4 protein-coding genes and 1 pseudogene are annotated in these 4,528 nt (G+C 71.1%); 3 read left to right on the top strand and 2 right to left on the bottom strand.

Features of this window, described 5'->3' with window-relative positions; all coding sequences use genetic code 11:
• Positions 1 to 87: 87 nt before the first annotated feature.
• Positions 88 to 744: a phosphate signaling complex protein PhoU gene (gene phoU / locus AC2W7A_RS09805; RefSeq protein ID WP_485991196.1), complete on the bottom strand. Its 657-nt coding sequence runs from the start codon at positions 742 to 744 to the stop codon at positions 88 to 90.
• 155 nt (positions 745 to 899) lie between these two features.
• On the opposite strand from phoU, the pseudogene AC2W7A_RS09800 reads away from it, so the two are divergent.
• Together AC2W7A_RS09800 and AC2W7A_RS09795 are read left to right on the top strand one after the other, a co-directional pair.
• Positions 900 to 2,128, top strand: a pseudogene (locus AC2W7A_RS09800) (sensor histidine kinase).
• Complete coding sequence (locus tag AC2W7A_RS09795) at positions 2,125 to 2,805, top strand: response regulator (RefSeq protein ID WP_485991195.1); 681 nt, start codon at positions 2,125 to 2,127, stop codon at positions 2,803 to 2,805. Before AC2W7A_RS09800 ends, AC2W7A_RS09795 begins: the two are co-directional and overlap by 4 nt.
• Positions 2,806 to 2,915: 110 nt before the next feature.
• Here AC2W7A_RS09795 and AC2W7A_RS09790 read toward each other — a convergent pair whose 3' ends face one another.
• Positions 2,916 to 3,455 (bottom strand): hypothetical protein, encoded by a 540-nt coding sequence (locus AC2W7A_RS09790; RefSeq protein WP_485991194.1) that lies wholly within the window; start codon positions 3,453 to 3,455, stop codon positions 2,916 to 2,918.
• Positions 3,456 to 3,657: 202 nt separating this feature from the next.
• Here AC2W7A_RS09790 and AC2W7A_RS09785 point away from each other — a divergent pair, with 202 nt between their 5' ends.
• The gene (locus AC2W7A_RS09785; RefSeq protein ID WP_485991193.1) at positions 3,658 to 4,140 is read left to right on the top strand and encodes a CarD family transcriptional regulator; all 483 of its coding nucleotides are present in this window, start codon (positions 3,658 to 3,660) and stop codon (positions 4,138 to 4,140) included.
• Positions 4,141 to 4,528 lie beyond the last annotated feature (388 nt).

Raw genomic sequence — 4,528 nt, 5'->3', positions numbered from 1 at the left:
CGGCCGGACGCGACGGACGACGGGCGCCGTCGGGACGATGCTCGACGTCCCGACGGCGCCCCGTCGCCTGGTCTGCGGGTGTGCGGCTCAGGTGTCCTGGTGGGAGGGCCACCGGCCGGTGACCAGGTAGCGCATCTTCCCAGCCACGGACACGGCATGGTCCGTGAAGCGCTCCAGGTACCGGGAGGCCAGGGTGACGTCCGTGGTGGTGGCGGCGGTCTCGTTCCAGGTGGGGGCGGCGATCGCCCGGAACACGCTGACGTGATGGCCGTTGATGCGCTCGTTCAGCTCGGCGATCGCGTCCGCATGGCCGAGGTCCTGGGTCTCGAGCAGCAGGGCCATCTGCGCCGCGGCGTCCACGGTGTCGTCCGCCATGGCGGCGAAGGTGGGGCGCACGGACTCGGGGATCACGAGCTCGGGGTAGCGCAGGCGGGTGAGCTGGGCGATGTGCCGGGCGAGGTCCCCCATGCGTTCCAGCGACGTGCTCATCCTCAGGGTGGCCACCACGGTCCGCAGGTCCGAGGCCACCGGGGCCTGGAGGGCCAGCAGCTGGATGGCCTGCTCGTCCAGCTGCTCCTGGAGGTGGTCGATGCGGGCGTCCTCGGAGATGACCTGCTCGGCGCGGTGCACGTCCGCGGTCTCCAGGGCGGCGCGGGCGTCGTCTGCGGCCCGGTGCACGAGCTCGGCGATGGTCGTCAGATCCTTGCCGAGGCGGCTCAGGTTGGCGCGGAACAGCTCGCGCATGGGGCCTCCAGGCGATGGTCGGGACGGCCCGTGGGGACAAAGGGCCGAAGGGACAGTGTGGCGGGTGCAGATGAACAGCTCCTGAACTGGGGCTGGCCTGCGGACTAAGCCCGCCGGGCGGGTCCTGAGCGCCTCCCACCGGCTACTCTGGGGGCGTGGACCCCGTGATCATCGGCCTGCTCTGCGGAGCGATCGGCCTCGCCGTCGGGGTGGCCTCCATGCTGGCGTTCCGGGCTTCGGGGCGCAGCCGCACCGTCGACCTGACGGTCGACGAGCCCACCCTCCCGCCCGGTGCGGCCGAGGTGCTCTCCGTCATCGGGCGCGCCTACGTCGTCGTGGACGCCGTGGACGGCGTCGTCCGAGCCAACCCCTCGGCGTATGCGTTCGGCCTGGTGCGCGGCTACCGCCTCGTCCATGACCAGCTCCGCGAGCTCACGGGCCGTGTCCGCGCCGAGGGCGTCACGGTGGAGCGGCGCTACGAGCTGCCGCGCGGCCCGCTGGGGCAGGGCAGCATCGTTGTCCAGCTCCGCGTGGCACCGCTGGACAACGAGCACATCCTGATCCTCGCGGACGACCGCACCGAGATCACCCGCACCGAGGCGATGCGCAACGACTTCGTCGTCAACGTCTCCCATGAGCTGAAGACGCCCGTCGGCGCCATCTCCCTGCTGGCGGAGGCCCTGGACGACGCCGCGGAGGACGAGGACGCGGTGCACGCTTCGCCGGCCGGCTGCAGATCGAGTCCGTGCGCCTGGCCGCACTGGTGCAGGACATCATCGAGCTGTCCCGGCTGCAGTCGAAGGACATCGTCCACGAGGGGCGTCCGGTGGATATGGAGAAGGTGGTCGCCGACGCCGTGGACCGCCTCCGTCTGACCGCGGACGCACGGGACATCACCCTGAAGGTCGGCGGCTCGATCCCGCACCCCGTGCACGGTGACGCGGACCAGCTGATGACGGCCGTCCGCAACCTGGTGGACAACGCCGTGCGCTACTCGCCGGACCACACCACGGTGGGTGTCGGCCTGTCCGCGGTGGACGGCCTCGCCCAGGTCACGGTGACGGACCAGGGCATCGGCATCAGCCCGGAGGAGCAGGAGCGCGTCTTCGAGCGCTTCTACCGCGTGGACACCGCCCGGTCCCGTCAGACCGGCGGCACGGGCCTGGGGCTGTCCATCGTCAAGCACGTCATCGCCAACCACGGCGGAGAGGTGACCCTGTGGTCCCAGCCGGGCCGGGGTTCCACCTTCACCGTCCGCCTGCCGCTGTGGAGCGGCGGGGACCATGACCACAGCGTCGACGACGTCGACGCCACCCGCAACGGCGGGGCCCTGGCGGGCGCCGCCCCCAGCCGACAGGCACTTCGGAAGGAGAAACGCGCATGAGCCGCATCCTGATCGTGGAGGACGAGGAGTCGTTCAGCGATCCGCTGTCCTACCTCCTCGGCAAGGAGGGCTTCGAGGTCTCGGTGGCCGCGGACGGCAACGCCGCGATGGCCGAGTTCGAGCGTTCCGGCGCGGACCTGGTCCTGCTGGACCTGATGCTGCCGGGCATGTCCGGGACGGAGGTGTGCCGGCAGATCCGTCAGCGCTCCAACGTGCCGATCATCATGCTCACCGCGAAGGACTCGGAGGTGGACAAGGTGGTCGGACTGGAGCTCGGCGCGGACGACTACGTGACGAAGCCGTACTCCTCCCGCGAGCTCGTCGCGCGTGTGCGCGCGGTCCTGCGTCGCCAGGGGGAGCCGGAGGAGCTGGTGACCACCACCGTGGCGGCCGGCCCGGTGCGCATGGACATCGAGCGCCACGTGGTGTCCGTGGACGGGGAGCCGGTCTCCCTGCCGCTGAAGGAATTCGAGCTCCTGGAGATGCTGCTGCGCAACGCCGGCCGGGTGCTCACCCGCGGCCAGCTGATCGACCGCGTGTGGGGCTCGGACTACGTGGGGGACACCAAGACCCTGGACGTGCACGTGAAGCGCCTGCGCTCGAAGATCGAGCCGGACCCCTCGAGCCCGCGCCACCTGGTGACGGTGCGCGGACTGGGCTACAAGTTCGAGGCCTGAGTGCCCGCGGCGCCGTCCCCTGCGGGCGGCGCCGCGGCCCCGCCGCACGGCGAAGGCCCCCGCCTCCCGGATGGGGAGGCGGGGCCTTCGCGGTGTCTGCGGGGCGAGCGTCAGTGCTCGGTACCGTAGTGGTGGGTCTCCTCGTGCAGGTGGTCGGTCCACTCGGCCTCGTCGAAGCCGCCGGGGACGAGGTCCTGGTACTCCTTCATGGTGGGGCCGAGGACCGGGACCTGCACGTCCTGGGACTCGCCGTCCACCGAGAGGGCGCCCTCGGTGTACTGGCCGGCGTCCGCGCCGGCCTGGTCCACGATGAACTCCTCGTCCTCGAGGGAGACGACCTTGCCGGCCGGGACGTCGACGTCCTGGGAGGTGCTGGAGACCTCGACGGTGACGGTCATGTCCTCCTGGGACTTGTTCACGACCGAGCCGATCACGCGGCCCTGCTCCTCGGCGCCGGTCGAGACGACCGCGAGGTTGCGCACGCCGGCGTCCCCCATGTCGGCCACGATGCCGTCGCTCGGCGAGTACGGGATGCCGGTAGCGATCGGGCTGACGGCGCTGCAGCCGGTGGCCGCCAGCAGGGCGACGGCGGCGGCGGAGCCCGCGCCCAGGCGACGCAGGCGTGCGGACCGGGTGGCGACGGTGTTCACGATGATCTCCTCAAAGCGGTGCGGACCAGGGCGCACGCGGGCGTGCGGACGGTTGAGGTCAGCCTATCGCACAAGTCGTCCTGCCCGTGCCCGTGACGGCGGTGCGGTCCACTATCACAGCGCCGCTGTCCGCCCTCGGTCCGACACTCCGCGCGGCGGTGCGCCCGTGATAGACTGAGGTGTCACGAAAGGGGCCGAATACATGGTTTTTGAGGTCGGAGAGACCGTCGTCTACCCGCATCACGGTGCAGCTCGCATCGAGGAGATCAAGATGCGGACCATCAAGGGCGAAGAGAAGATGTACCTCAAGCTCAAGGTGGCGCAGGGCGACCTGACCATCGAGGTCCCGGCGGAGAACGTCGACCTCGTCGGAGTCCGGGACGTCGTGGACAAGGAGGGCCTCGAGCACGTCGTGGAGGTGCTGCAGGCCGAGCATGTCGAGGAGCCGACCAACTGGTCCCGCCGCTACAAGGCGAACCTGGAGAAGCTTGCCTCGGGCGACGTCATCAAGGTGGCCGAGGTCGTCCGCGACCTGTGGCGCCGCGATCAGGACCGCGGCCTGTCCGCGGGCGAGAAGCGCATGCTGTCCAAGGCGCGTCAGGTGCTCGTCTCCGAGCTGGCCCTGGCGAAGAAGGTCTCCGAGGAGGAGGCCGAGGGCATCCTGGACAAGACCCTCGAGGGCTGAGTCCGGGCCCGCACAGGATTGAGTCGACGACCCGTCCGCTGCACCGCGCAGCGGGCGGGTCGTCTGCGTTCCCCGCCCTCAGGGGCTCCACCCGTCCCGCCCGTCCCACTCCCTCCCCACGCTTTCGTTCGGGAGATCGTCGAGTCCGGCACCGCTTTCGTTCGGGAGAACGTCGGGTCCTCGCCGCGCCCCGTCTCCTCCCGTCCGTGCGGCCGGAATGCCCGTGGGGTAGGAATGAGGGGAGCACCCCGCCCGCCGAAGGAGTCCCCATGTCCACCGCCGTCCTGCTCGCCGCCGCGGGCTCCGGCACCCGCCTGGGCGCGGGCATGCCGAAGGCCCTCGCGCCGCTGTCCGACGGCCGCACGCTCCTCGAGCACGGCCTCGAGGC

It is taken from the genome of Micrococcus sp. LASM2_SD2 (assembly GCF_057364565.1).
The sequence above is the reverse complement of the archived record's forward strand: the minus strand, read 5'-3'. Positions and strand labels throughout refer to the sequence as shown.